The organism is Lelliottia sp. GFLA7 (genome assembly GCF_056490165.1).
This window is the reverse complement of record NZ_JBWLAQ010000010.1, coordinates 34,675-60,277: the sequence shown is the minus strand read 5'-3', so window position 1 is coordinate 60,277 and position 25,603 is coordinate 34,675. Positions and strand designations below refer to the sequence as shown.

The window sequence follows — 25,603 nt, the reverse complement described above, 5'->3', positions numbered from 1 at the left end:
ATGTCACGCACCGCGTTACTTAATATCGATACACAGCAATCATTCCATCACCGTGAATATTGGCAGGAAAAAGGTTTCGCTGAGTTCCAGCAGGCGATCCTGGGGCTTATCGAAGGCTGTGAATCTCATGGCGTCCCCGTTGTTGATATCTTTCACGTAGACGATACCGGCCCGTTCTCATTGGAAAGCGGTTTCGTTGAGCCAATGTCCTTTTTACGTCATCAGCCTGCGGTAGTTTTCCAGAAACATGTCCATAATGCTTTTACCGATACCGGCCTTGATCGTTGGCTGCGTGAGCGGGATATTAATCATCTGATCATTTGTGGTTTGCGGACTGAACAATGCTGCGAAACCACGGCGCGAGTCGCGTCAGATTTAGGCTATGCCGTCACTTTCGTCAGTGAAGCCACGCTGACATTCCCGATGACGCACAAGGGCATTACGCTGGATACCGATGACCTTCGCCATCGTACTGAAACGGTGCTGGATGGGCGTTTTGCAGAAATCAAAACCGTAGCGGAGACGCTGGAGTCACTTTGAAGAGTACCGATGTCTGGTTTGTGATGTTGCCGGGAATATTGTCGCTGGACATGACCGGCCCGGCCGAAACCTTTGCGTTGGCGGGCGATGCGTTTCGCCTGCATTTCGTGGGTCCGCAGCCAGAAGTGCCGACATCCATAGGCCTGACGATGAGCGGTATCAAACCGTTACCAGAAACGCTACCGGAAGGAAGCCTGCTGGTTTTACCGGGCGTCAGCGATTCCAGTCATCAGTTTTCATCACCTCAGGCGCTGAGCATTCAGCATTGGCTGATGCGCTTGCAGCCTGAGATCCATCAGCAACATATTACCGTGATGTGCGTCTGCTCCGGCGCGCTACTGGCGGCGAAATCAGGGCTGCTTGATGGCAAACAGTGCACGACTCACCACGACGTCATTGGCCGTCTCCGTGTCGCAGCGCCAGGTGCGCTGATCAAAGAGAATCGTATTTTTGTGCAGGACCAAAATATCTGGACCAGCGCGGGGATTACGTCGGGAATCGATCTGGCGTTGCACATGATTAACCGCCTGTGTGGGCCAGAAAAGGCCTTGGCGGTGGCTCGCGAAATGGTGGTTTGGTTTCGGCGTTCAGGAGACGATCCGCAGCTTTCGCCGTGGCTGCGTTATCGCAATCACCTGCATCCGGCCATTCATCGTGCGCAAGATGCGCTGACGGCGGAGCCGCAAAAGGGCTGGCAACTGGCTGATATCGCAGATCTGGCACACGTGAGCCCACGCCATTTAACCCGACTTTTTCAGGAACATTTAGGCATTAGCGTGCGCGATTACCTGGAACAGCTGCGACTGGCGGTTGCTGAACAGTGGCTATTGCAAGGACGCGGCGTTGAACACGCGGCAACGGCTGCAGGGTTTTCGTCACCGCGTCAGTTTCATCGCGCCAGGCAGCGTATCGTTAGCTGACAAAGCGGCGCGTATCGACTCGCTGTAACAGCATCGACAGGAGCAGGCTGATCAGCAGCGTGGCGGTGAAAATCCACACGATGTCCAGCAGCGGCCAGCTTTTAAACTCAACGCCTCGCGTGCGCAGAGCGTGGATCACCAGCGCGTGAAAACCATAAATCCCAAGTGAATGGCGTGAAATCAACCCCAGCACTGGGAGTGGACGCGCGTTCAGTGTGTTCTTCACCAGCGTGAGCAGAGAAACTGCGCAGATAAACACCATTGGACCGCAGTACAAATACCAGGTATCGGCAAAATTCCCACGCCAGCGCAACTCATGTAACGTCCCACGAGAAATCACAAAGACTGCGGTGATAAACAGCGCGGCACAGAGCCAGGTCAACCATGATTTGCGCGTGTCCATCATTCCGATTGCGCGCCCGAGCATGCCGTAAATCACGTAGTAAAAGGTGTCGCCATTGATATAAAGATTAATGGGCAGCCACTCAAAACCGCCAATTTTTTGCGAGACAGTATTTGGGTTGGCGAGCACGCCAATGACGATCATCAGCGCCAACAGCATTTTGCCCCCCACGTTTTTTACCTGAATCAGCGGCGACACCAGATAAATCACGACGATGGCGAAGAAAAACCACAGGTGATAGAACACGGGTTTTTGCAGTAAATTTCTGAGCGACAGTTCGCCGTTAATCGACGTAAAAAGGGTGATATAGAGCAACGCAATAGCGCTGTAAAACAGCAAGCACAGCCCGATGCGCAAAAAATGACGCGGCTGCGCGCTGCGCTCGCCAAAGAAGAGAAACCCAGAAATCATGAAAAACAGTGGAACGCTGACGCGGGACGCCGAGTTGAGAATATTCGCGACGTCCCAGTTTACCGGGCTGATGCTGTGGGCGTTGGTGATATACCAGGTGGTGGTGTGAATCATCACCACCATCAAACAGGCTATCCCTCGCAAATTATCAATCCAGTTAATTTTTGACTGCATCAGTTCCTCTGTTTATGCGGTAAATATGTTCTGACTCGTATTGTGTTCCAGCCTCTCACTGGATAAATCTGAGTTTGAATTATCGGACTTGTGTGAACATCGTGCTATTCGCAAAATGCGGGGCGATAAACTATAAAAGCTCTACAACTAAAAATAACAGCCAGAAACCACGGCGGTAATAAAAATGATGATGAAGCGTGCTGTGTCACTGATTGTGATCGTAATGCTTGCAGGATGTAGTTCACAAGAAGAGGCGCCAGCGCAAAGAGCGCAAAAAAGTAAAGTCAGCCCGGAACGCTCATTAAATATGGAGGAACTGTGCAAGGATCAGGCCGCGTATCGGTACAACACAGGTACGCAAAAAATTGATGTAACCGGGTTCGAGCAATTTCAGGGCAGCTATGAAATGCGCGGGTATACCACGCGTAAAGAGAGCTTTGTCTGTTCTTTTGATGCGGAAGGGCAGTTTTTACACCTCTCCATGCGCTAACGCGCCTGCGTTATAGCTGACCAGTGCGCTTGCTGCACTGGCTTAACGTCTTATTTCCCAATTTTCCCTAAACAAACCCGTTTCGTACTGTATATCTTGCAGTCAGCGGGTATACTGATCGCTTCCATTCAAAACACACGTATCCAGCACGAAATACTATGCAAAAGTTTGATACCAAGACCTTCCAGGGCCTGATCCTGACATTGCAGGATTACTGGGCTCGTCAGGGCTGCACCATCGTTCAACCTTTGGACATGGAAGTTGGCGCCGGCACTTCACACCCAATGACCAGCTTACGTGCGTTGGGGCCAGAACCGATGGCAACAGCCTATGTGCAGCCATCTCGTCGTCCGACCGATGGTCGTTATGGCGAAAACCCAAACCGCTTACAACACTATTATCAGTTCCAGGTAGTGATTAAACCTTCTCCGGACAATATTCAGGAACTGTATCTCGGCTCCCTGAAAGAGCTGGGCGTGGATCCAACTATTCACGATATTCGCTTCGTGGAAGATAACTGGGAAAACCCGACGCTGGGTGCCTGGGGTCTCGGCTGGGAAGTGTGGCTGAACGGCATGGAAGTGACGCAGTTCACTTACTTCCAGCAGGTTGGCGGTCTGGAATGTAAACCGATCACCGGTGAAATCACCTACGGTCTGGAACGTCTGGCAATGTACATTCAGGGCGTAGACAGCGTTTACGACCTGGTCTGGAGCGACGGCCCGCTGGGTAAAACCACGTACGGTGACGTGTTCCATCAGAACGAAGTGGAGCAATCCACCTATAACTTCGAATACGCGGATGTGGACTTCCTGTTCACCTGCTTCGAGCAGTACGAGAAAGAAGCGCAGCAACTGCTGGCGCTGGAAACGCCACTGCCGCTGCCAGCCTATGAGCGTATTCTGAAGGCCGCCCACAGCTTCAACCTGCTGGATGCCCGTAAAGCCATCTCCGTGACTGAACGTCAGCGCTACATTTTGCGTATTCGCACGCTGACTAAAGCCGTTGCAGAAGCTTACTACGCATCCCGTGAAGCCCTTGGCTTCCCGATGTGCAACCGAAATAAATAAGAGGCGGCCATGTCTGATAAAACTTTCCTGGTGGAAATCGGCACTGAAGAGCTGCCACCAAAAGCCCTGCGCAGCCTGGCGGAATCCTTTGCTGCGAACGTAACGGCTGAGCTGGATAACGCTGGCCTGACGCACGGTAAAATCGAATGGTTTGCTGCTCCGCGCCGCCTGGCGCTGAAAGTGGCGAATCTGGCTGCTTCTCAGGCGGATCGCGAAGTTGAAAAACGCGGCCCGGCAATTTCCCAGGCGTTTGACGCCGAAGGTAAGCCGAGCAAAGCGGCAGAAGGCTGGGCGCGCGGTTGCGGTATCACCGTTGACCAGGCCGAGCGTCTGACAACCGATAAAGGTGAGTGGCTGCTGTATCGCGCGCACGTGAAAGGCGAAAGCGCAGAAGCGCTGCTGCCAAACATGATTGCGACGTCGCTGGCTAAACTGCCGATCCCTAAACTGATGCGCTGGGGTGCGTCCGACGTGCACTTTGTGCGTCCGGTTCACACTGTGACCCTGCTGCTGGGCGATACCGTTATTCCGGCAACGATTTTGGGAATTCAGTCCGACCGCGTGATTCGCGGCCATCGCTTTATGGGCGAGCCGGAATTCACCATCGACAATGCCGATCAGTATCCGCAAATCCTGCTTGAGCGCGGTAAAGTCATTGCTGACTACGAATTGCGTAAAGCAAAAATCAAAGCGGACGCTGAAGAAGCGGCACGCAAAATCGGTGGTAACGCCGATCTGAGCGAAAGCCTGTTGGAAGAGGTGACCTCTCTGGTCGAATGGCCAGTGGTTCTGACGGCGAAGTTTGAAGAGAAATTCCTCGCGGTTCCGGCTGAAGCGCTGGTTTACACCATGAAGGGTGACCAGAAGTACTTCCCGGTTTACGCGAATGACGGCAAACTGCTGCCGAACTTTATCTTCGTGGCGAACATCGAATCCAAAGATCCGATTCAGATTATCTCCGGCAACGAAAAAGTGGTGCGCCCGCGCCTGGCAGATGCGGAGTTCTTCTTTAATACCGACCGCAAAAAGCGTCTGGAAGATCACCTGCCGCGTCTGCAAACCGTGCTGTTCCAGCAACAGTTGGGTACGCTGCGCGACAAGACTGACCGCATCGCGGAGCTGTCCGGCTGGATCGCCCGTGAAATCGGTGCCGATGTGAATCACGCTACCCGCGCAGGCCTGCTGTCCAAATGCGACCTGATGACCAACATGGTGTTCGAGTTTACTGACACCCAGGGCGTGATGGGCATGCACTATGCGCGTCATGACGGCGAAGCAGAAGATGTGGCCGTTGCGTTGAACGAGCAGTATCAGCCGCGCTTTGCGGGTGATGACCTGCCGTCTAACCCTGTTGCGTGTGCTGTCGCGATTGCCGACAAAATGGACACCCTCGCGGGTATCTTCGGTATCGGTCAGCATCCGAAAGGCGACAAAGACCCGTTTGCGCTGCGTCGTGCCGCACTGGGCGTGCTGCGCATCATCGTTGAGAAAAACCTGTCTCTGGACCTGCAGACTCTCACCGAAGAAGCGGTGCGTCTGTACGGTGACAAGCTGACCAACGCAAAAGTAGTCGATGACGTGATCGACTTTATGCTGGGCCGCTTCCGCGCCTGGTATCAGGACGAAGGTTATACCGTCGACACCATTCAGGCGGTTCTGGCACGTCGTCCGACCCGTCCGGCAGATTTCGATGCGCGCATGAAGGCGGTTTCGCATTTCCGCACGCTGGAAGCCGCGTCAGCACTGGCTGCGGCTAACAAACGCGTATCCAATATTCTGGCGAAATCCGACGAAACGCTGAACGAGCGTGTTAACGCCGCGACCTTGAAAGAGCCGGAAGAAATTGCGCTGGCACTGCAGGTAGTGGTGCTGCGTGACAAGCTGGAACCGTTCTTCGCTGAAGGGCGTTATCAGGAAGCGCTGGTGGAACTGGCCGAACTGCGTGAAGTGATTGATGCCTTCTTCGAGAAAGTGATGGTGAATGTTGAGGATAAAGATCTTCGCATTAACCGTCTCTCTATGCTCGAGAAACTGCGCGAATTATTCCTGCGCGTCGCGGACATTTCGTTACTGCAGTAATTCGTGTCACGTTAAAAAACCCGCCTCTGATGGCGGGTTTTTTTATGATTAAACGCGTTGAGGCAAATCTGTATATCCTGGATTAACCGGCGAAATATGTGGTGTTATAAGACGTTATAAACACAAACCCCCGCAATTGCGGGGGAAGATAACAAGCATTTTTTTAAATCACTACGCGCTAAGCGTTGGGGTCGCCTGTATCAGACGCATCAGCTTTAACTCGGTCATAGAGGGTTTAACACGTTTCGATTCCCACTCTTTCACCGTCGCGACACTGACACCCATTTCTCTTGCGAAATCAATAGGCTTCAGCCCTGTCCCTTTGCGCAACTGCTCAAATTCTGTAAAGGGATTGGATTTTTGGGTCAGGATAACGGTTTGCGACAGATCCTTAAAAACGATTTGTTCCAGGCTGGTTAACAGCTCAAACATTGTATCTTTAGATTCCATTAAGAACTCCTCATAAATCACACAACAGGATCATGAACTTCATAGAGCTTGTTAAGAATAGCTCTTAAAGGAGGTGAGGGATCGTCACGGGTGTGATTAATCGTGCGGTAAGTATTGCCTTGCTCGTTTCAGCAAAGCGGATAGTTATGCTAATTACCTGATTAATCATAAGCAGGCTTCGTATGGTATTTTTTTGTAAATCGTCAGAAAGAAAGTGGCAATAGCCGTTTTGCATGAAAAGAGTATCTTGCGCGGCTGACCTGGACTATTCTTGTCAACGTCAGGCACGCCAGTGCCAGTGTGTGCTTTTTGGGTGAAAGGAGTAATAAAATGGCGACAGGAAAGTCCTGCTCTCGCTGGTTCGCGCCTGTTGCGGCGTTGTTGATGGTAGTTAGCCTGAGTGGGTGTTTTGATAAAGAAGGCGATCAGCGCAAAGCGTTTATCGATTTTCTTCAGAATAACGTGATGCGCAGTGGTGAGCATTTACCAACGCTGACTGCGGATCAGAAAAAACAGTTTGGCCCCTTCGTTTCCGATTACGCCATCCTTTATGGTTATTCACAACAAGTGAATCAAGCAATGGATTCAGGCCTTCGTCCCGTTGTGGATAGCGTCAATGCGATTCGTGTCCCGCAGGATTACATGACTCAGCGCGAGCCTCTTCGCCAGTCTAACGGTGCGCTTGGCGTGTTGAGCCAGCAATTGCAGAATGCAAAAATGCAGGCTGATGCGGCGCGATCTGCGCTGAAACAGGGTGAAGACCTGAAACCTGTATTCGATAAAGTGTATGAGAAAGTGGTGACTAAGCCTTCTGATGCGATGCAGCCGTTGATTCCAGCCGCGCAGATTTTTAGTCAGCAACTGGCACAGGTGGGTGATTTTATCTCTCAGCAGGGTACCCAGGTGAGTTTTGTCTCTAATGGCATCCAGTTCCCGACGTCTCAGCAAGCCAGTCAGTACAACACGCTGATTGGGCCGCTAGCCTCGCAGCACCAAGCCTTCAGCCAGGCATGGAGCTCGGCGGTCACGGCCACCGAATAAATAAAAGCCTCGCAGAATGCGGGGCTTTTTTTATTAATTACAAAAATAATGCTTGTCATTCGAGTACCACCCAAGTATAACTATGTTCGTCGGTTTGTTCACAGACCTAAAGCAGTTTAGTTAAGCAGTCCAGATGAGTTATCTTAGATACCCTTCGTAGTGACCCTTCCTCTATCGCTTAAAAATCTGTAACACATTCCATCATCGCGCCGGAAGGCAAAACAAATATTTAAAAGGTAAAATCTATGTCTGGTAAAATGACTGGTCTGGTAAAATGGTTCAACGCTGATAAAGGTTTCGGCTTCATCACTCCTGACGATGGCTCTAAAGATGTATTCGTACACTTCTCTGCTATCCAGAACGAAGGCTACAAATCTTTGGACGAAGGCCAGAAAGTTTCCTTCACCATCGAAAGCGGCGCTAAAGGCCCAGCAGCTGGTAACGTTGTAAGCCTGTAAGCTTCCAACTCAGCAGCAAAGAATTTAAAAACCCGCCTCTGGCGGGTTTTTTTCGTTTAGGCGTTAACGTGTGGATTCACACAGTTTTTCTCAACGTTGCCGTTGAGAGCGTTGATCAGATTATCCACGGCAGTAGCGGCCATGTTGTAGCGGGTTTCATGCGTGGCGGACCCAATGTGCGGCAGGGCAACGACATTCGACATTGTCAGCAGCGGGGAATCAACCGGCAGCGGCTCTTGCTCAAACACGTCCAGACCGGCGGCGTGGATCTCACCCTTTTGCAGTGCCTCAATTAACGCTTTCTCATCGACGACCGGCCCACGACCGGCATTAATGAAAATCGCCGATTTCTTCATTTTCTCAAATTCTGCTTTACCGATCAGATGATGCGTCTCGTCCGTCAGCGGCAGGATCAGGCAAACATAGTCAGCTTCCTTTAGCAGCGTCTCTAACTCGCAGTAACGCGCCTCGAAACGCTCTTCCGCTTCGCTGTGATGACGGCGGGCGTTGTACAGAATCGGCATGTTAAAACCGAAATGCGCGCGCTGGGCTAACGCCAGCCCAATACGCCCCATCCCGACAATCCCCAGCGTTTTGCCATGCACATCCACACCAAACCAGTCGGGACCAATACTTTTCGTCCATTCGCCCGCTTTTACACGCTCAGCAACTTCTACCACCCGACGCGCCGTGCTCAGAACCAGCGCCATCAGCGTATCTGCGACCGTTTCGGTCAGCGCATAAGGCGTGTGCATGAGCAGGATTTTGCGTGTGTTGAGGGCATCAACGTCAAAATTATCGTAACCGACTGAAATGGTGGACGTCGCACGAAGCTTCGGCATTTTTTCCAGCAATGCGGTATCCACTTTTTCGCTTGATCCCAGTAATCCTGCTGCGCTGGCGAACGCGTCAGCATGCTCCGCGACGGTCTCTGGATTAAGATTCTTCACCTGGGTGACGGTGAAGTGCTCCTCAAGACGTTTTTGCAGATCGTCGGGCAAGGCTTTATACAAAATGACGGACGGCTTCATGCTAATCTCCGTTGATGTTAAAGGGTTCAGGCGTGGCGTGCGCCAGCAGGGACATGTTGATTATTAGCAGGCTTAACAATCAAAGTAAGCCACACTGAAGCGAAAAGTGCCACCCCCATAAAAATGTACGAGGCGGACGGGCTGCCGGTCGAGCCGTTCAGATAACCCACAAACCACGAGCCAAAGAACGACCCCAGCGCACCCATGCTGTTGATGAGTGCCATCGCGCCGCCCGCAACGTTACGCGGAAGCATCTCGGGAATGATGGCAAAGAAAGGGCCGTAAGGCGCATACATCGCGGCGCCCGCAATCACCAGCAGGGTGTAAGAAATCCAGAAGTGATCAGGCCCAACCGCCCATGACCCAATAAAGGCAAATGCGGCAATCAGCAGCAGCGGCCAAACGAAAAGCTTACGGTTTTGCAGTTTGTCAGATGCCCATGACACCACAATCATCGCGATAGTCGCTGCCAGATAAGGCACGGATGACAGCCAGCCCACTTCCACCATGCCAAGGTTTTCTCCGCCGCTGCGAATGATGGACGGCAGCCACAGCACAAATCCGTAGACACCAATACTCCACGTAAAGTACTGCATACACAGTAGTATCACGTTGCGGGAGCGGAACGCTTCGCCGTAGTTACGTACCGGTTTCAGCCCCTGTTGCTCTTTCTCCAGTTCCGCCTGAAGCGCGGCTTTTTCACTTTCGGAGAGCCATGTCGCCTGAGACGGTTTATCTTTTACCAACACCCACCAACAGAAGGCCCAGATAATCGCGGGGATCCCTTCAATGATGAACATATGACGCCAGCCGAACGATTGAATCAGGTAGCCAGAGACCACGGACATCCACAGTACCGTGACCGGGTTACCGAGGATCAGGAAAGTATTGGCGCGCGAACGTTCGGATTTGGTAAACCAGTTGCTGATATAAATCAGCATTGCCGGCATCACGGCGGCTTCGACCACGCCAAGAATAAAGCGAATGGCGGCGAGTGCCGGAATGTTGTTAACCATGCCGGTTAGCGACGCACAGGCTCCCCACAGAATCAGGCACACGAAGATCAGTTTGCGTACGCTGCGGCGTTCGGCATAAATCGCGCCCGGGATCTGGAAGAAGAAATAGCCCAGGAAGAACAACGCGCCTAAGAGAGAAGAGACCCCTTTGGTTATGCCCAGGTCTTCGGTGATCCCTGCGGCGGAAGCGAAACTGAAATTCGCGCGATCGAGATACGCCAGGCTGTACGTGATAAACACGATCGGCATGATGTACCACCAGCGTTTGACTGCATTGGTCGATTTGTTCATAGACTTGCCTCTGTTGTTGAGGTGACTTCCGCCGCTGTATGTAGGGTACGCGGGGCTGTGTTTTTAATTAGCGGTGGTGAGGATTTATTCCCCTAATGCTTCCCGCGTCGGTAATCCTTCGCTGTCGCCCTGAACCTGAATGGCGAGCGAGCCAATTTTGTTACCGCGGGCGACGGCCTTAGGTAACGTTTTCCCTTCGAGTAACGCGCTTATCACCCCGACAGCGAAACCATCGCCAGCGCCGACGGTATCGACCACATTCTCGACGTTTATCGCGGCAACGGTCCCTTGTTCACCTTCTGCCGTCTTGAACCATGCGCCATCGGCTCCCGTTTTCAGCACCACGGCTTTCACACCTTGATTTAGATAAAAATCGGCGATGGCTTCGGGGGAATGCTCTCCGGTCAAAATCATCCCTTCTTTTACACCAGGCAAAACCCAGTCAGCCTGGAAGGCGAGGTGATTGAGTTTACTGATCATCTCGGCCTCACTTTTCCACAGCACCGGACGCAGATTGGGATCGAAGGAAATCGTCTTACCCTGCGCTTTCATGGTGCTGGCAGCCTTGTCGAGCAGTTCATACGAACTGCACGACAAGGCCGCCGCGACACCGCTCAAATGCAGGTGTCGTGCCGACGAGAAATAATTAGGGTGATAATCGGCAATAGAAAGATGGCTGGCCGCCGAGCCTTTACGGAAATACTCCACAATGGGATCGGTTCCATTTTCAACTTTGGATTTTAACTGGAAACCCGTGGCGAAACGGCTGTCGAGCGTGACGCCAGCCGCGTCGATACCCTCTTTTTTGAGCGAATCCACGACAAACTGACCGAAGCTGTCGTCGCCTACGCGGCTGACCCAGCCGACGTTCATACCCAGGCGCGCCAGTCCGGTCGCAACGTTGAGTTCGGCGCCTGCCACGCGTTTGATAAAGTGCTCAACGGCGCGCAACTCACCTGTTTCAGTGGCAACAAACATCGCCATGGCTTCACCGATGGTGATGACGTCCAAAGTCTTAGACATGGCGTGGCTCCTCGCGCAGCAGGTTGACATAATGGCGGGTCACCGCGGCTAAATCCGGACCTTCCAGCGGGAATTCGATACCGCGCGGCGCATCCGCGGGAAGTTGATCCAGAAGCGCCATCCAGCGTGCATCGGCGTTATCCGGCGCGACAGCGCGGTAGTGTTGATTATGCGGGATTGCCGCTTTGACGTGGATATAGCTCACGGCAGGGGCCAGAAGACGTGCGGCTTCTTCAGGCGAATCGCCCACCCACAACCAGTTACCCGTATCGAAGGTCAGCGTGACGGGCAATTGCATTACCCGACAGGCCGCTTTGAATCGCTGCATGGGTGCCAACTGGCCACAATCGGTTTGATCGTTTTCGACCACCAGCGCCATGCCGCTGTCATTGAGTAATTCACGTAGCGCTTCCAGCGGCTGTTTATCACGGAAATGGCCCAGAGAAACCTTTAACCACAGGGCATTCAACGTGTTGGCTTCAGCAAGATAACGCGGCAGATCCGGGTTAAGCGTTCCATCGGGCATGAGCAATGCGGCTGGCGCGGAGTAACAGGCCAGCAAGCCAAGCAGCTCGATAGATTGGGCCAGCATCGGAAGGGTTTGCAGCTCTTGCTCGCTGAACAATTCGCGACGTATTTCGACGCCATCTGCGCCACCCGCTGCGATGACGGGCAACATGGCCCGCTGACCGCCTGCCTGACGTACCTGATCCGCACCGTATGCAGCGGTCACGACGATAATTTTTCTGCCCATTGGCTAACTCTCCTTCGTAGCTGATAGTTATCACGCTAGATGGAACCGGTTCCAAAGGAAAGCCCAGGGTGTTGAATTTATGATCGCCATCACGAAGGGGATTTAGCGGGACGTGGAACCGCGCACGATCAGCTCGCCAGAGAAAACTTGCTCGCGAACGGCGTCCGTCATGCCTTCAATACGGCGCACCACCTGTTCTACGGCGGCATAGCCAATCTGCCAGGTCGGCTGTTTTAGCGTGGTGATTCCTACGCCCGCGAGCTCAGCCCATTCCAGTTCGTCAAAGCCTAGCAGGCCGATATCGCTGCCCCAGTGCAGGCCAATCCGTTTGAGGGAGCGCGCCACCTGGAGCGTGAGTGCGCCATTGGCAGAAATCACGGCTTTACGCATTCCGCGATGGCGGGTGTGAAATTGACGCAGCGTGTTATCCATCTGGTCGGCTTCATGCAGTGGGATTTCAGCATTCTCGGCGATCACGCCGGGATAACGCGCCAGGGTCGCACGAAAAGCGCTGAGGCGATCGCGACGGGTATTGACCATTCCCAACGGTTCGCTCATAAACAAAATCGCTTCAAAACCCTGCTCTATGAGGTGTTCCGTGGCGGTCGTGGCGGCCTGAGTGTTATCCAGCCCGACGACATCGCAGGCAAATTCCGGGATTTTGCGGTCAATGAGTACCATCGGAAGCGCAGACTGCTGAAGACGGTTTAGCCCCTCTTCGCGCATACCCACGGCATTAACCACGATACCTTCCACCTGATAGCTGCGCAGCAGGTCGAGGTAGTGCAATTCCTGATTCAGCTCGTTATTGGTATTACACACCAGCGGCGTGAAGCCCTTTTCACGACACGCGGCTTCGATACCGCTCAGGACATTGACGGAGTAGGGATTGGTAATATCGGCGATAATCAGGCCGATGAGGCGAGTACGACCATGCTTTAGCCCGCGAGCCATGAGGCTTGGTCGATAATCGAGTTCGGCAATAGCCTGTTCAATACGGGCCAGCAGCGCGTCGGAAAGCAGGTGTTTCTCGCCATTCAGATAGCGTGAAATACTGGTTTTACCGGTTTTTGCGGCTTTCGCCACATCGCTGATGGTGGACCGTGTTGATTTGCTCATCGCTGATTTCTCTGAATTAAGTGAGAACACCTTAACGTGAAAATCAGCGATGGCAAGTGCTTCATATCGGATGATACAGGCGGCGGAGGCCTCATCCGCCCCTCTCCCAACGGGAGAGGGAAAAACAGTAAACTTACTGAATCGGACTGAGGGTGATCTCGACGCGACGGTTCTGCGCTTTGCCTTCTGCCGTGTTGTTGCTGGCGATTGGATTTGCCGGACCCATCCCGCTGGTGCGGATGCGGTTGGCGGCCACGCCCTGGGTGATCAGCGAGCTGGCGACGGAGTCCGCACGCTGCTGAGACAGGCGCATATTCAGATCCTGGCTGCCGGTGCTGTCGGTGTATCCGATCACGTTCACCGCGGTTTTGCTGTACTCTTTCAGAACCATTGCGACGCCCGTCAGGGTATTCGCCCCTGCAGGTTTCAGCGTGGCGCTGCTGCTGTCAAAGGTCACATTGCTTGGCATGTTCAAAATGATGTTGTCGCCATTTCGCGTCACGCTCACGCCAGTTCCCTGCATTTTGTCACGCAGTTTTGCTTCCTGAACATCCATGTAATAACCGGCACCGCCGCCCAGTGCCGCACCGGCAGCTGCACCAATCAGCGCACCTTTGCCGCGATCTTTTTTGGACGAGGAGAGCGCGCCAACACCGGCACCAACCAGTGAGCCGATACCTGCGCCAATGCCGGATTTACCCGCTTCACGCTCGCCGGTGTAAGGGTTTGTTGTGCAGCCAGAAACAGCCAGTGCGCCACTCACCAGAGCGGCAATAACCAATACGCGTTTATTCATCTTATTTCCTTAATCCTTTTTATTCTTTGCCACGACGGACGTGGCGGTTGATTATGACGCCCAGTTATGCAGAAAATTCCGGGGATAACTCTGAAATTTGTGTCAAACCATAAACGACCTCAAAGAAGGCCGTGAAACCTGCAACAGGCAACCCAGGAGCGCACGCTTTGACCACCTCAATAAAAACCATTCTGACCGCAGCCCACTGGGGGCCGATGCTGGTTGAAACCGACGGCGAGAACGTGCTGTCTTCACGCGGGGCGCTGCCCACTCATCATCCCAACTCATTACAAACCGCGGTGCGCGATCAGGTACACAGTAAAACCCGCGTGCGCTGGCCGATGGTGCGTAAAGGTTTTTTAGCCTCGCCGGATAATCCGCAGGGCGTGCGTGGGCAAGATGAATTTGTGCGCGTGAGCTGGGACGATGCGCTGGCGCTCATCCACGGACAACATAAACGCATCCGCGACAGCTACGGCGCGTCGTCTATCTTTGCTGGGTCTTACGGCTGGCGCTCTAACGGCGTGCTGCATAAAGCGGCGACGCTGTTGCAACGGTATATGAGCCTGGCGGGCGGCTACACTGGGCATCTGGGCGATTATTCGACCGGGGCGGCTCAGGCGATCATGCCGTATGTCGTGGGGGGCAATGAGGTGTATCAGCAGCAGACGAGCTGGCCGCTGGTGCTGGAGCATACGGACGTCGTGGTGTTGTGGAGCGCCAACCCGCTTAATACGCTGAAGATCGCGTGGAACGCCAGCGATGAGCAGGGCATTGCCTATTTTGACGCGCTGCGTAAAAGCGGTAAGCGGGTGATCTGCATCGATCCTATGCGTTCCGAAACCATGGATTTTCTCGGGGAGAGCGCCGAGTGGATCGCGCCGCATATGGGCACAGACGTCGCGATGATGCTGGGTGTGGCGCATACGCTGGTGGAAAACGGCTGGCATGACGCCGAATTCCTGGCGCGCTGTACGACCGGATTTGAACAGTTCGCCGCTTACCTGACCGGTAAATCTGACGGAGTGGCGAAAACCGCTGAATGGGCCGCAGAGATTTGTGGCGTTGATGCCGCTAAAATCCGCGAACTGGCGGCGTTATTCCATCAAAATACCACCATGTTGATGTCTGGCTGGGGTATGCAGCGTCAGCAGTTTGGCGAGCAAAAACACTGGATGCTGGTGACGCTTGCCGCGATGCTCGGCCAGATTGGTACGCCGGGCGGCGGTTTTGGCTTGTCGTATCATTTTGCCAACGGTGGGAACCCGACTCGTCGTGCGGCGGTGCTTGCCTCGATGCAAGGATCTGTGCAAAACGGGATTGATGCTGTCGATAAAATTCCGGTCGCACGCATCGTAGAAGCACTGGAAAAACCAGGCGGTTTTTATCAGCACAACGGCATGGATCGGCATTTCCCGGATATTCGTTTTGTCTGGTGGGCGGGCGGCGCAAACTTTACCCATCATCAGGATACTAACCGCCTGATTCGCGCCTGGCAGAAGCCAGAGCTGGTGGTCATTTCAGAGTGCTTCTGGACCGCCGCGGCAAAGCACGCAGACATCGTGTTGCCAGCGACCACCTCATTTGAGCGTAACGATCTGACCATGACTGGCGATTACAGCAATCAGCACATGGTGCCGATGAAGCGTGTGGTCCCCCCGCGTGACGAAGCGCGTGACGATTTTGAGGTGTTTGCAGCGTTGAGTGAGTTGTGGGAGCCGGGCGGTCGCGAGCGCTTCACGGAAGGCAAAACGGATCTGCAATGGCTGGAGACGTTTTACCAGATTGCCGGGCAGCGCGGTGAATCACAGGGCGTAACGTTGCCGCCGTTTACAGAGTTCTGGGAAGCGAATGCCATTTTTGAAATGCCGGAGAGCGAGCAGAACGCGCAGTTTGTCCGTTTTGCGGATTTCCGCCGTGACCCGCAGAGTCATCCGCTAAAAACGGAAAGTGGCAAAATCGAGATCTATTCGCAGCGTATCGCCAGTTTTAACTATGCCGATTGCCCGCCCCATCCGATGTGGCTTGAGCCCGACGAGTGGCACGGCAATGCGCAGCCGAAACAGCTACAGGTGCTGTCCGCGCATCCGGCGCATCGTCTGCACAGCCAGCTTAACTACTCGTCATTGCGCGAACAGTATGCCGTAGCGGGACGTGAGCCAATCACCTTGCATCCGGATGACGCCAACGCGCGTGGAATTGCCGACGGCGATGTGGTGCGGGTCTGGAACGCACGCGGACAGGTGCTGGCGGGAGCGGTGGTCAGCACGGGAATTAAACCTGGCGTGATCTGTATTCATCAGGGCGCGTGGCCCGACCTGGATCGCGATGAGGGCGGGATCTGTAAAAATGGCGCGGTGAACGTGTTAACCAAAGATCTCCCCAGCTCGAAGCTGGGGAATGGTTGCGCGGGAAATACGGCGCTGGCCTGGGTGGAGAAATATCAGGGACCGGAACTTACGTTGACGGCGTTTGATCCGCCTGCCAGCTCATAATCCACGTCGGGTGCTGAGTCTCTTCCTGCCAGGCGCTGTCTTCAATGCGAAAACCCTGAGCATGGTAGAAATTCACCGCCCGACTGTTTTTTTGGTAAACCTCAAGGCTTAAGTACGGGTACGCCTGCTGAACATGCTGAATCAGCGCGTGCCCGATCCCTTTCCCCAGATGGGGAGTGGCGACAAACAGCGCACCGATAAACTGTAACTGCATGACGCTGATAAAGCCTCTGACTTCGCCAGACTCTTCCCAAACCCACGTTTCTGCTGACGGCAGGTAAGCATCACGGACCAGCGCTTCGCTTTCAACCCAGTACTGCGCATCGATAAACGGATGCGCATCGGTGGTACTTTCCAGCCATAAACTCAGCAGCGGCGCGGTGTCCTCACTTTGCCATTTGCGAATCATGTTGTCCTCCAGGATGGCAGAAGCAGCCCGTCACATGATCGTTGACCAAGCCGCACGCTTGCATGAAAGAGTAGCAAATTGTGGTGCCAACAAATTTGAATCCACGTTTTTTCAACGCTTTAGAAAGGGCATCGGATGCAGGCGTGGAGGTGTCGATTTCAGCCAGCGTCGCAGACTGGGTGATCTTCGGTGTATGGTCGACAAACGACCAGACAAAATCTGAAAAAGGTTCGCCGTTTTCTTCCATCGCCAGGTAAGCGCGTGCGTTGCCGATAATGGCCTGAATTTTACCGCGATGACGGATGATACCGGCGTCCAGCACCAGTCTTTCGACGTCTTCTTCCGTCATCGCTGCCACGCGTACCGGGTCGAAATGATGGAAGGCGTTGCGGTAATTTTCCCGTTTTTTCAATACGGTAATCCACGATAATCCCGCCTGTTGGCCCTCCAGGCAGATCATCTCAAAGAGATTCTTGCCGTCTTTTTCCGGCACGCCCCACTCTTTATCGTGATAATCGATATAAAGCTGATCCTGGCTTACCCATCCGCAACGTTGCATAGGTTATTTCCCTTATTGATTGTGAATCCGTAAATATTCAGCCAACCTGGCTTGACGTGAGTGTTAAAAAGACAATATTTAATTAAGGGTTATGCCCTCATACCTCTTCTTAAACAATGACAAATATCGCCGAACTCGGCTCTTTCTGGAGTCGCTTTGATGATGATAAAAAAAATCAGTGGTCGCCATGCTGCTTCTGGCCTGGTGGGTGTATCAGTCTGCGTGTTTTTTTGTAGCACAGCCTCTGCCTGGCAACAGGAATATATCGTTTCAGATGCGCAAAGTCATACGACAGAACGCTATACATGGGACGCCGATCACCAACCGCGGTATGACGATATTCTCGCGGAGCGAATTCGCTCTTCGCAGAACGTACCGGGGCTGGCCCTGAATATGCCGGATAATTACCCGGCGGAATCGGCGAGCACCTTGAGCGTGGGGTTGAATATGCCTGTCACCCGGAATACCACAACCGGGCCGGTGGCGGCGTGGCATTACGATGGCTCAACGCAAATGATGTACAACGAGTTTGGTGATAACGGCAGCCCAACGTCGCTCACCGATCCGCTCTGGCACGCCAGCGTCAGCACGCTTGGCTGGCGGGTGGATACCCGTGTGGGCGATTTACGGCCCTGGGCGCAGGTGAGCTATAACCAGCAGTTTGGCGATAATCAATGGAAATCCCAGTCCGGAATGAGCCGACTGCCTACGTCCATGCAGTATAACAACTGGATGGACGTGACGGTGGGGGCCGACGTGCTGCTGTATCCCCATCTGGCGGCGTATGCGTCGCTTTCCCAGGCGGAGAGTACGATGACCGGCGAGGACTATCTTTATACTCTTGGCGTGAGTGCGAGATTCTAAAATCATTACTTCTGCTAACGCTTCTTTAACATCTTAAGTACAATCACAGCAGGGACTGTGGCGATAGCAGTCACTAACAAATGCACGTTACGCAATCCGGCAAGGTCATTCATTCCTGATTTCAGGCATTTCATTCCGTCTCTACTGCATTTCATGCCGTTTCTCCCCTGGCAATAAAGGGATTTGTATATCGTTGTCTGCAGCGAATTCCCTTAATTTCTCTTGCAGGACAACTGCCATGAACACATCAACCTATAACCGTACTCGTTGGCTGACACTCTTCGGCACCATCGTGACGCAATTTGCGTTGGGATCGGTTTATACCTGGAGCCTGTTTAACAGCGCGCTGTCCGACAAACTGGGCGCACCAGTTAGTCAGGTGGCTTTTTCCTTCGGCTTGCTGAGTCTAGGGTTAGCGATTTCGTCTTCCGTCGCCGGTAAATTGCAGGAGCGTTTCGGTGTTAAGCGCGTGACCATGGCCTCCGGAATTATGCTGGGCGTGGGCTTCTTCCTGACCGCGCATTCCAACAGCCTGATGATGCTGTGGCTCAGCGCGGGCGTGCTGGTCGGTCTGGCGGACGGTGCGGGCTATCTGTTGACCCTGTCCAATTGCGTGAAATGGTTCCCGGAACGTAAAGGGTTAATCTCCGCATTCTCAATCGGTTCTTACGGGTTGGGTAGCCTCGGTTTTAAATTCATCGACTCGCATTTACTGGAATCTGTCGGTCTGGAAAAGACGTTCATGATCTGGGGCGCGATTGTGCTGGTGATGATTCTTTTCGGCGCTACGCTGATGAAAGATGCGCCTCAGCAGACCGTCAAAACGGTGAATGGCGTGGTGGAAAATGACTTCACGCTGGCACAGTCCATGCGTCAACCACAGTACTGGATGTTGGCCGTGATGTTCCTGACCGCCTGTATGAGTGGCCTGTATGTCATCGGTGTGGCGAAGGATATTGCGCAGGGGATGGTAAAACTGGATGTGGCAACCGCAGCCAATGCAGTGACGGTCATTTCCATTGCTAACCTGTCGGGCCGCCTGGTGCTGGGTATCCTGTCTGACAAAATCTCGCGTATCCGTGTCATTACCATGGGGCAGGTCGTATCGTTGGTCGGTATGGCCGCGCTGCTGTTCGCGCCTCTGAATGAAATGACCTTCTTTGCCGCTATCGCTTGCGTTGCCTTTAACTTTGGCGGAACCATTACCGTGTTCCCGTCTCTGGTGAGTGAGTTCTTTGGCCTGAACAATCTGGCGAAGAATTACGGCGTGATTTATTTAGGGTTTGGGATCGGCAGCATTTGCGGCTCGCTTATCGCGTCGCTGTTCGGTGGCTTCTATGTGACTTTCTGCGTGATATTTGCCTTGCTGATTATTTCGCTGGCACTGTCCACCACGATTCGCCAGCCGCAGCGCGAAGTCTATAATGAGGCGCATGCGTAAATAAACGCCGATAAAGGCCGGGCTTCCGGCCTTTTTTAACGATGAAACCTAAGGCAATCTTAAGGTTGTAGAGCTTTACTTCGTTTTTTTGTAAATATCCGCTTCAATCACACACTCTCCTGCCACTTTTTTCTTTCGCTGTGGTCTACTTACCACGCTTTAGACATTTCTGATATTGGATTCCTGAGCGCATATATAGTCTGTTCACTTTAGATACGAAGTGAAGCGGGGTTACTCTCCCTTTTTCCGGGTTGAATGCATGAAATACATCAAATCGATGACACAACAAAAGCTGAGTTTTTTGCTGGCGTTGTACATCGGCCTGTTTATGAATGGTGCTGTTTTTTTCCGTCGGTTTGACGGTTATGCACAAGATTTTACTGTTTGGAAAGGAGTCTCAGCAGTCGTTGAATTGGTCGGCACCGTTCTGGTGACGTTCTTCCTGTTACGCATGCTGTCGCTCTTTGGTCGACGCATGTGGCGCGTTCTCGCCTCGCTGGTGGTCGTCTTCTCTGCGGGTGCCAGTTATTACATGACTTTCATGAACGTGGTCATTGGCTACGGCATTATTGCCTCGGTCATGACGACGGATATTGACCTCTCGAAAGAGGTGGTTGGCCTGCACTTTATTCTCTGGCTGGTGTGCGTGAGCGCGCTGCCGCTGCTGTTCATCTGGAGCAATCGCTGCCGCTATACCTTGCTGCGGCAAATGCGAACGCCTGGGCAACGCATCCGCAGCGTCACGCTGGTGGTGCTGGCAGGTTTGATGGTCTGGGGACCGATTCGCCTGCTGGATGTGAAGCAAAAACACGATGAGCGTACCTCTGGCGTGGATATGCCGAGCTACGGCGGTGTCGTGGCTAACTCCTATCTTCCTTCAAACTGGATTTCGGCGCTCGGCCTTTACGCCTGGGCGCAAGTCGACGAGTCAGCCGACAATAAATCGTTGAAGAATCCTGCCAAACAATTTACTTACCAGGCGCCTAAAGACATCGATGATACCTATTTTGTCTTTATTATCGGTGAAACGACTCGCTGGGATCACATGGGCATCCTTGGCTACGATCGCGACACGACGCCGAAACTGTCGCAGGAAAAGAACCTGATCGCCTATCGCGGATACTCCTGTGATACCGCCACGAAACTCTCTCTGCGCTGCATGTTTGTGCGCGAGGGCGGGGCGGATGATAACCCTCAGCGTACCCTGAAAGAGCAGAACGTCTTCTCCGTGCTGCGCCAGCTTGGGTTTACGTCCGATCTGTACGCGATGCAGAGCGAAATGTGGTTCTACAGCAACACCATGGCGCAGAACATTGCTTACCGTGAGCAAATCGGTGCCGAGCCGCGTAACCGGGGTAAGAGCGTGGATGACATGCTGCTGATTGATGAAATGAAGAATTCGTTGAACGGCAATCCTGATGGCAAGCATATGATCATCCTGCATACCAAGGGTTCGCACTTCAACTACACGCAGCGTTATCCGCGTAACTTTGCTAAATGGACGCCGGAATGCGTAGGCGTGGATAAAGACTGCACCAAAGATGAGTTGGTTAACTCGTTTGATAATTCGGTGATGTATGTCGATCACTTTATTGATAGCGTGATTGATCAGGTGCGCGATAAGAAAGCGATTGTGTTCTATGCCGCAGACCATGGTGAGTCCATCAATGAGTTTGAGCACCTGCACGGTACCCCGCGCAAGATGGCTCCGCCAGAGCAATTCCGTGTGCCGATGATGGTCTGGATGTCAGATAAATATCTGGAGAACCCGGATAAAGCGAAAATGTTCGCCCAACTGAAAAAAGAGGCCGACATGAAGGTGCCACGTCGTCACGTTGAGCTGTACGACACGATTATGGGTTGCCTCGGTTATACCTCTCCGAACGGCGGGATTAACGAAAATAACAACTGGTGTCATATCCCTGATAGTGCAACAAAAGCCACTCAGTAACCGGTCTGGCGAGTTTATCGCCGATCGAATGGCTTTTTCATGATAAAGGATTGACGGGAGCGCACCCCAGCAGTAAGATGCGCTCCGCATTCGGCGAGTAGCGCAGCTTGGTAGCGCAACTGGTTTGGGACCAGTGGGTCGGAGGTTCGAATCCTCTCTCGCCGACCACATTTAAAAAAGGGCTAACCGTAAGGTTAGCCCTTTTTGCATTCTGCGAGCTGAAAAGGATGAGAACCTCCGGGGAAAGAGGTTCGACTCCAGCGGAGCGAGAGAACGTTGCGTTAGCAAAGGCCCGCAGGGCGAGCCACGAAGTGGCGAGTCATCCTCTCTTGCCGACCACATTTAGAAAAAGGCTAACCGCAAGGTTAGCCTTTTTTGCATTCTGCGAGCTGAAAAGCATTCGCTAAATGTGCAACTCGCCATCAAGCGATGGTTTTGCGTTAAGGACTTACCTATGGCAACCTGTTAAAACAGACCTTACCTCTCGTTTACCCCTGCCTGTTAACGCTTTTGTGACATAATCCATTGTATTTTTTTATATATAGATTGATCTTTTTTCGCGTTGCTTATGGATAACCTCAGCATTTTCCGCTGTGCGTTTTAACGTTCATGGCATTAAGTGCTCAGATATTCACCATTCTGTAAGAAAATTTACGCGATATGAATAAATGTTAATCACTGATTGTTGCGAAATATGAAGAGGTTTGTGCTGCAAGATGGCGAGTAGCATAAATTTCCCTGCTGAAAATAGATGCCTGGAGTTTTTTTAATCTTTGTTTACCGTTTCTCACCCTCAACGTAAATCCCCGTCACCTGTATTGACGTTTTCACATTCTATTGACAGATTGTAGGGCACGAGGGGCATTTCAGGGACGATCTGCGCTGCAACTCTGTCGCTCTTCTGAAAGGATTCTCCATCCCTTATAACGCCTTCGGGCATCACCGACCGGACCGGGTAAATAATAAATAAAGGTCAGGCGGCGTAACACAACAAAGCAAAACATCACATTGGAGCAGAATAATGAGTATTTCCTTGAAGAAGTCAGGGATGCTGAAGCTTGGTCTGAGCCTGGTTGCTCTGACCGTCGCAGCAAGCGTAAATGCGAAAACCCTGGTTTACTGTTCTGAAGGCTCGCCGGAAGGCTTTAACCCACAGCTCTTCACCTCTGGTACCACGTACGACGCAAGCTCTGTGCCTATCTATAACCGTCTGGTTGAATTCAAAATCGGTACTACGGAAGTCATTCCGGGTCTGGCGGAGAAATGGGAAGTCAGCGAAGACGGCAAAACCTATACCTTCCACCTGCGTCAGGGCGTGAAGTGGCAGGACAGCAAAGAGTTTAAACCGACTCGCGATCTGAATGCCGACGACGTTGTGTTCTCCTTTGATCGTCAGAAAAATGCCCAGAACCCGTATCATAAAGTCTCTGGCGGCAGCTACGAATACTTCGAAGGTATGGGCCTGCCAGACCTGATTACCGAAGTGAAAAAAGTTGACGACAAGACCGTTCAGTTTGTTCTGAGCCGTCCGGAAGCGCCATTCCTGGCTGACCTGGCAATGGACTTCGCGTCAATTCTGTCGAAAGAATATGCGGATAACATGCTGAAAGCGGGCACGCCGGAAAAAGTGGATCTGAACCCAATCGGTACCGGTCCATTCCAGCTGCTGCAATACCAGAAAGACTCACGCATTCTGTACAAAGCGTTCGAAGGTTACTGGGGTACTAAGCCGCAGATCGACCGTCTGGTCTTCTCCATCACGCCTGACGCCTCTGTGCGTTACGCAAAACTGCAGAAAAACGAGTGCCAGGTTATGCCGTACCCGAACCCGGCTGATATCGCTCGTATGAAGCAGGACAAAAACATCAATCTGCTGGAGCAGGCTGGCCTGAACGTAGGTTACCTGTCCTTCAACACCGAGAAGAAACCGTTTGATGACGTGAAAGTGCGTCAGGCGCTGACTTACGCGGTAAACAAAGAAGCGATCATCAAGGCGGTTTATCAGGGCGCAGGCGTTGCCGCGAAGAACCTGATTCCACCAACGATGTGGGGTTATAACGACGACGTTAAGGATTACACTTACGACGTTGAGAAAGCGAAAGCACTGCTGAAAGAAGCCGGTCAGGAGAAAGGCTTTACCGTTGAGCTGTGGGCGATGCCTGTACAGCGTCCATACAACCCGAACGCTCGCCGCATGGCTGAGATGGTTCAGGCTGACTGGGCTAAAATCGGCGTTCAGGCCAAGATCGTGACCTACGAGTGGGGCGAGTATCTGAAGCGTGCTAAAGCCGGTGAACACCAGGCGGTGATGATGGGTTGGACCGGGGACAATGGGGATCCGGATAACTTCTTCGCGACCCTGTTCAGCTGTGATGCAGCGAAACAAGGCTCCAACTACTCTCGCTGGTGCTACAAGCCGTTTGAAGACTTGATTCAGCCAGCGCGTGCGACCGAAGACCACAACAAACGTATCGAGCTGTACAAACAGGCTCAGGTTGTGATGCATGACCAGGCTCCGGCGCTGATCGTGGCTCACTCCACTGTGTACGAGCCAGTGCGTAAAGAAGTGAAAGGCTACGTGGTTGATCCACTGGGCAAACACCACTTCGAAAACGTATCGGTTGAATAATAAGTAGGGTGTCCCCCTCTCCCCTTGGGAGAGGGTCGGGGTGAGAGGGATTTAACCATTCCTCTCACCCTTATCGTCTCCCCTGAGGAGAGGATATTTACATTTGTGAGCAATAAAGACGTCACGCTTTTGATGGTGCGTCATTACAGAGAATCCGGGTTATGTTGCAGTTCATCCTCCGACGTCTGGGACTTGTCATCCCCACGTTTATCGGTATCACCCTTCTCACTTTTGCCTTCGTCCATATGATCCCCGGCGACCCGGTAATGATTATGGCAGGTGAGCGTGGTATCTCCCCTGAACGCCATGCGCAGCTGTTGGCCGAACTCGGCCTGAACAAGCCGTTGTGGCAGCAGTACCTCAATTATATTTGGGGCGTATTGCACGGTGATTTAGGGATTTCGCTGAAAAGCCGTCTTCCGGTGTGGGACGAGTTTGTGCCGCGTTTTAAAGCGACGCTTGAGCTCGGTGTCTGCGCCATGATGTTTGCCGTTGCTGTCGGGATCCCAGTCGGCGTACTGGCTGCCGTTAAGCGTGGCTCTATTTTCGATCACACCGCCGTTGGCCTCGCGCTGACCGGGTATTCCATGCCTATCTTCTGGTGGGGCATGATGATGATTATGCTGGTCTCGGTGCAATGGAACCTGACGCCGGTTTCCGGGCGCGTCAGCGATATGGTCTTCTTAGATGACTCGAATCCGTTAACCGGTTTTATGCTGATCGACACCGCCATCTGGGGTGAAGAGGGCAACTTCATTGATGCCGTCGCGCATATGATTTTGCCTGCGATAGTGCTGGGTACGATCCCGCTCGCGGTTATCGTGCGTATGACACGTTCGTCAATGCTGGAAGTGTTGGGTGAGGATTATATCCGTACCGCTCGCGCCAAAGGCCTGACCCGTATGCGCGTCATTATCGTTCACGCCTTGCGTAACGCGATGTTGCCCGTGGTGACCGTTATCGGTCTGCAGGTGGGGACGTTGCTCGCTGGCGCGATTTTGACCGAAACCATTTTCTCCTGGCCTGGCCTGGGGCGCTGGCTGATTGATGCGCTGCAACGCCGTGACTATCCGGTAGTGCAGGGCGGCGTGTTGCTGGTGGCGACGATGATTATCCTCGTCAACCTGCTGGTCGATCTGCTTTACGGCGTGGTGAACCCGCGTATTCGTCATAAGAAGTAAGGGGCCAT

General features: G+C 53.0%; 23 protein-coding genes, 1 tRNA gene and 1 other RNA gene. 15 read left to right on the top strand and 10 right to left on the bottom strand.

The features are described 5' to 3' along the window. Both AC07RN_RS19145 and AC07RN_RS19140 read left to right on the top strand, forming a co-directional pair. Positions 1-540, top strand: a complete 540-nt coding sequence (locus AC07RN_RS19145) for an isochorismatase family protein (protein ID WP_478337055.1) — start codon at positions 1-3, stop codon at positions 538-540. A 23-nt stretch (positions 541-563) separates the two neighbouring features. Further along, the gene (locus tag AC07RN_RS19140) at positions 564-1,460 is read left to right on the top strand and encodes a GlxA family transcriptional regulator (RefSeq protein ID WP_478337075.1); all 897 of its coding nucleotides are present in this window, start codon (positions 564-566) and stop codon (positions 1,458-1,460) included. Here the strand turns inward: AC07RN_RS19140 and AC07RN_RS19135 are convergent. Beyond that, complete coding sequence (locus tag AC07RN_RS19135) at positions 1,453-2,448, bottom strand: acyltransferase (RefSeq protein ID WP_449545923.1); 996 nt, start codon at positions 2,446-2,448, stop codon at positions 1,453-1,455. The genes AC07RN_RS19140 and AC07RN_RS19135 overlap by 8 nt on opposite strands. A 223-nt stretch (positions 2,449-2,671) precedes the next feature. Between AC07RN_RS19135 and AC07RN_RS19130 the strand changes: the two genes are divergently transcribed. The 3 genes from AC07RN_RS19130 (at position 2,672) to glyS (ending at position 6,087) form a co-directional block, all read left to right on the top strand. After that, positions 2,672-2,938 (top strand): YsaB family lipoprotein, encoded by a 267-nt coding sequence (locus AC07RN_RS19130; RefSeq protein ID WP_011915427.1) that lies wholly within the window; start codon positions 2,672-2,674, stop codon positions 2,936-2,938. 158 nt (positions 2,939-3,096) lie between these two features. Then, positions 3,097-4,008 carry a glycine--tRNA ligase subunit alpha gene (gene glyQ, locus AC07RN_RS19125; protein ID WP_011915428.1) on the top strand — a complete coding sequence of 304 codons (912 nt, stop codon included), beginning with the start codon at positions 3,097-3,099 and terminating at the stop codon, positions 4,006-4,008. A gap of 9 nt (positions 4,009-4,017) precedes the next feature. Beyond that, on the top strand, positions 4,018-6,087 hold the full coding sequence (gene glyS, locus AC07RN_RS19120; protein WP_449555323.1) for a glycine--tRNA ligase subunit beta: 2,070 nt from the start codon (positions 4,018-4,020) through the stop codon (positions 6,085-6,087). Positions 6,088-6,258: 171 nt separating this feature from the next. Here the strand turns inward: glyS and AC07RN_RS19115 are convergent, their stop codons facing one another. Next, on the bottom strand, positions 6,259-6,537 hold the full coding sequence (locus AC07RN_RS19115; RefSeq protein WP_011915430.1) for an HTH-type transcriptional regulator: 279 nt from the start codon (positions 6,535-6,537) through the stop codon (positions 6,259-6,261). 330 nt (positions 6,538-6,867) lie between these two features. Between AC07RN_RS19115 and AC07RN_RS19110 the strand changes: the two genes are divergently transcribed. Together AC07RN_RS19110 and cspE are read left to right on the top strand one after the other, a co-directional pair. Beyond that, complete coding sequence (locus AC07RN_RS19110; protein WP_478337054.1) at positions 6,868-7,578, top strand: DUF3053 domain-containing protein; 711 nt, start codon at positions 6,868-6,870, stop codon at positions 7,576-7,578. Positions 7,579-7,823: 245 nt separating this feature from the next. After that, entirely contained in the window at positions 7,824-8,036 is a 213-nt protein-coding gene (cspE, locus tag AC07RN_RS19105) for a transcription antiterminator/RNA stability regulator CspE (RefSeq protein WP_006177792.1), read from the top strand. 56 nt (positions 8,037-8,092) lie between these two features. On the opposite strand, the gene ghrB is transcribed toward cspE, so the two are convergent. From ghrB to AC07RN_RS19075, 6 genes are all read right to left on the bottom strand, one after another. Continuing rightward, the gene (gene ghrB / locus AC07RN_RS19100; protein ID WP_235134468.1) at positions 8,093-9,067 is read right to left on the bottom strand and encodes a glyoxylate/hydroxypyruvate reductase GhrB; all 975 of its coding nucleotides are present in this window, start codon (positions 9,065-9,067) and stop codon (positions 8,093-8,095) included. A gap of 26 nt (positions 9,068-9,093) precedes the next feature. Then, complete coding sequence (locus AC07RN_RS19095) at positions 9,094-10,374, bottom strand: MFS transporter (protein ID WP_449555321.1); 1,281 nt, start codon at positions 10,372-10,374, stop codon at positions 9,094-9,096. Positions 10,375-10,458: 84 nt separating this feature from the next. After that, positions 10,459-11,397, bottom strand: a complete 939-nt coding sequence (locus AC07RN_RS19090) for a sugar kinase (protein WP_478337053.1) — start codon at positions 11,395-11,397, stop codon at positions 10,459-10,461. Next, complete coding sequence (locus AC07RN_RS19085) at positions 11,390-12,151, bottom strand: sugar phosphate isomerase/epimerase family protein (RefSeq protein WP_478337052.1); 762 nt, start codon at positions 12,149-12,151, stop codon at positions 11,390-11,392. Before AC07RN_RS19085 ends, AC07RN_RS19090 begins: the two co-directional genes overlap by 8 nt. A 102-nt stretch (positions 12,152-12,253) precedes the next feature. After that, positions 12,254-13,270: a LacI family DNA-binding transcriptional regulator gene (locus AC07RN_RS19080; protein ID WP_011915436.1), complete on the bottom strand. Its 1,017-nt coding sequence runs from the start codon at positions 13,268-13,270 to the stop codon at positions 12,254-12,256. A gap of 133 nt (positions 13,271-13,403) precedes the next feature. Beyond that, positions 13,404-14,066, bottom strand: a complete 663-nt coding sequence (locus AC07RN_RS19075) for an OmpA family lipoprotein (protein ID WP_011915437.1) — start codon at positions 14,064-14,066, stop codon at positions 13,404-13,406. Between the two features lie 167 nt (positions 14,067-14,233). Here AC07RN_RS19075 and AC07RN_RS19070 point away from each other — a divergent pair, with 167 nt between their 5' ends. Then, positions 14,234-16,561 (top strand): molybdopterin guanine dinucleotide-containing S/N-oxide reductase, encoded by a 2,328-nt coding sequence (locus tag AC07RN_RS19070; protein WP_478337051.1) that lies wholly within the window; start codon positions 14,234-14,236, stop codon positions 16,559-16,561. On the opposite strand, the gene AC07RN_RS19065 is transcribed toward AC07RN_RS19070, so the two are convergent. Together AC07RN_RS19065 and tag are read right to left on the bottom strand one after the other, a co-directional pair. Next, positions 16,524-16,970 carry an N-acetyltransferase gene (locus AC07RN_RS19065; protein WP_478337050.1) on the bottom strand — a complete coding sequence of 149 codons (447 nt, stop codon included), beginning with the start codon at positions 16,968-16,970 and terminating at the stop codon, positions 16,524-16,526. The two genes, AC07RN_RS19070 and AC07RN_RS19065, sit on opposite strands and share 38 nt — an antisense overlap. Beyond that, positions 16,948-17,529, bottom strand: coding sequence for a DNA-3-methyladenine glycosylase I (gene tag / locus AC07RN_RS19060; protein ID WP_011915440.1), 582 nt, complete (start codon positions 17,527-17,529; stop codon positions 16,948-16,950). The genes AC07RN_RS19065 and tag overlap by 23 nt, the downstream gene beginning before the upstream one ends. A 159-nt stretch (positions 17,530-17,688) precedes the next feature. Here tag and AC07RN_RS19055 point away from each other — a divergent pair, with 159 nt between their 5' ends. The 7 genes from AC07RN_RS19055 to dppB all read left to right on the top strand — a co-directional run bounded on the left by AC07RN_RS19055 (position 17,689) and on the right by dppB (position 25,595). Next, on the top strand, positions 17,689-18,393 hold the full coding sequence (locus tag AC07RN_RS19055; protein ID WP_407438995.1) for an autotransporter domain-containing protein: 705 nt from the start codon (positions 17,689-17,691) through the stop codon (positions 18,391-18,393). Positions 18,394-18,631: 238 nt separating this feature from the next. Further along, positions 18,632-19,834 (top strand): L-lactate MFS transporter, encoded by a 1,203-nt coding sequence (locus tag AC07RN_RS19050; protein ID WP_478337049.1) that lies wholly within the window; start codon positions 18,632-18,634, stop codon positions 19,832-19,834. Positions 19,835-20,093: 259 nt separating this feature from the next. Next, positions 20,094-21,785 (top strand): kdo(2)-lipid A phosphoethanolamine 7''-transferase, encoded by a 1,692-nt coding sequence (gene eptB / locus AC07RN_RS19045; protein ID WP_478337048.1) that lies wholly within the window; start codon positions 20,094-20,096, stop codon positions 21,783-21,785. Between the two features lie 91 nt (positions 21,786-21,876). Beyond that, positions 21,877-21,953, top strand: a tRNA-Pro gene (locus tag AC07RN_RS19040). Between the two features lie 38 nt (positions 21,954-21,991). After that, positions 21,992-22,124: non-coding RNA, RtT sRNA (locus AC07RN_RS19035), on the top strand. 682 nt (positions 22,125-22,806) lie between these two features. Further along, complete coding sequence (gene dppA, locus AC07RN_RS19030; RefSeq protein WP_011915449.1) at positions 22,807-24,414, top strand: dipeptide ABC transporter periplasmic-binding protein DppA; 1,608 nt, start codon at positions 22,807-22,809, stop codon at positions 24,412-24,414. Positions 24,415-24,575: 161 nt separating this feature from the next. Then, complete coding sequence (gene dppB / locus AC07RN_RS19025) at positions 24,576-25,595, top strand: dipeptide ABC transporter permease DppB (RefSeq protein WP_011915450.1); 1,020 nt, start codon at positions 24,576-24,578, stop codon at positions 25,593-25,595. Positions 25,596-25,603 lie beyond the last annotated feature (8 nt).

Bases quoted from the DNA above. Each gene is read 5' to 3' on its own strand.
- AC07RN_RS19145 (WP_478337055.1), top strand. From the start codon at position 1: ATGTCACGCACCGCGTTACTTAATATCGATACACAGCAATCATTCCAT.
- AC07RN_RS19140 (WP_478337075.1), top strand. From the start codon at position 564: ATGTTGCCGGGAATATTGTCGCTGGACATGACCGGCCCGGCCGAAACC.
- AC07RN_RS19135 (WP_449545923.1), bottom strand. From the start codon at position 2,448: ATGCAGTCAAAAATTAACTGGATTGATAATTTGCGAGGGATAGCCTGT.
- AC07RN_RS19130 (WP_011915427.1), top strand. From the start codon at position 2,672: ATGCTTGCAGGATGTAGTTCACAAGAAGAGGCGCCAGCGCAAAGAGCG.
- glyQ (WP_011915428.1), top strand. From the start codon at position 3,097: ATGCAAAAGTTTGATACCAAGACCTTCCAGGGCCTGATCCTGACATTG.
- glyS (WP_449555323.1), top strand. From the start codon at position 4,018: ATGTCTGATAAAACTTTCCTGGTGGAAATCGGCACTGAAGAGCTGCCA.
- AC07RN_RS19115 (WP_011915430.1), bottom strand. From the start codon at position 6,537: ATGGAATCTAAAGATACAATGTTTGAGCTGTTAACCAGCCTGGAACAA.
- AC07RN_RS19110 (WP_478337054.1), top strand. From the start codon at position 6,868: ATGGCGACAGGAAAGTCCTGCTCTCGCTGGTTCGCGCCTGTTGCGGCG.
- cspE (WP_006177792.1), top strand. From the start codon at position 7,824: ATGTCTGGTAAAATGACTGGTCTGGTAAAATGGTTCAACGCTGATAAA.
- ghrB (WP_235134468.1), bottom strand. From the start codon at position 9,067: ATGAAGCCGTCCGTCATTTTGTATAAAGCCTTGCCCGACGATCTGCAA.
- AC07RN_RS19095 (WP_449555321.1), bottom strand. From the start codon at position 10,374: ATGAACAAATCGACCAATGCAGTCAAACGCTGGTGGTACATCATGCCG.
- AC07RN_RS19090 (WP_478337053.1), bottom strand. From the start codon at position 11,397: ATGTCTAAGACTTTGGACGTCATCACCATCGGTGAAGCCATGGCGATG.
- AC07RN_RS19085 (WP_478337052.1), bottom strand. From the start codon at position 12,151: ATGGGCAGAAAAATTATCGTCGTGACCGCTGCATACGGTGCGGATCAG.
- AC07RN_RS19080 (WP_011915436.1), bottom strand. From the start codon at position 13,270: ATGAGCAAATCAACACGGTCCACCATCAGCGATGTGGCGAAAGCCGCA.
- AC07RN_RS19075 (WP_011915437.1), bottom strand. From the start codon at position 14,066: ATGAATAAACGCGTATTGGTTATTGCCGCTCTGGTGAGTGGCGCACTG.
- AC07RN_RS19065 (WP_478337050.1), bottom strand. From the start codon at position 16,970: ATGATTCGCAAATGGCAAAGTGAGGACACCGCGCCGCTGCTGAGTTTA.
- tag (WP_011915440.1), bottom strand. From the start codon at position 17,529: ATGCAACGTTGCGGATGGGTAAGCCAGGATCAGCTTTATATCGATTAT.
- AC07RN_RS19055 (WP_407438995.1), top strand. From the start codon at position 17,689: ATGATGATAAAAAAAATCAGTGGTCGCCATGCTGCTTCTGGCCTGGTG.
- AC07RN_RS19050 (WP_478337049.1), top strand. From the start codon at position 18,632: ATGAACACATCAACCTATAACCGTACTCGTTGGCTGACACTCTTCGGC.
- eptB (WP_478337048.1), top strand. From the start codon at position 20,094: ATGAAATACATCAAATCGATGACACAACAAAAGCTGAGTTTTTTGCTG.
- dppA (WP_011915449.1), top strand. From the start codon at position 22,807: ATGAGTATTTCCTTGAAGAAGTCAGGGATGCTGAAGCTTGGTCTGAGC.
- dppB (WP_011915450.1), top strand. From the start codon at position 24,576: ATGTTGCAGTTCATCCTCCGACGTCTGGGACTTGTCATCCCCACGTTT.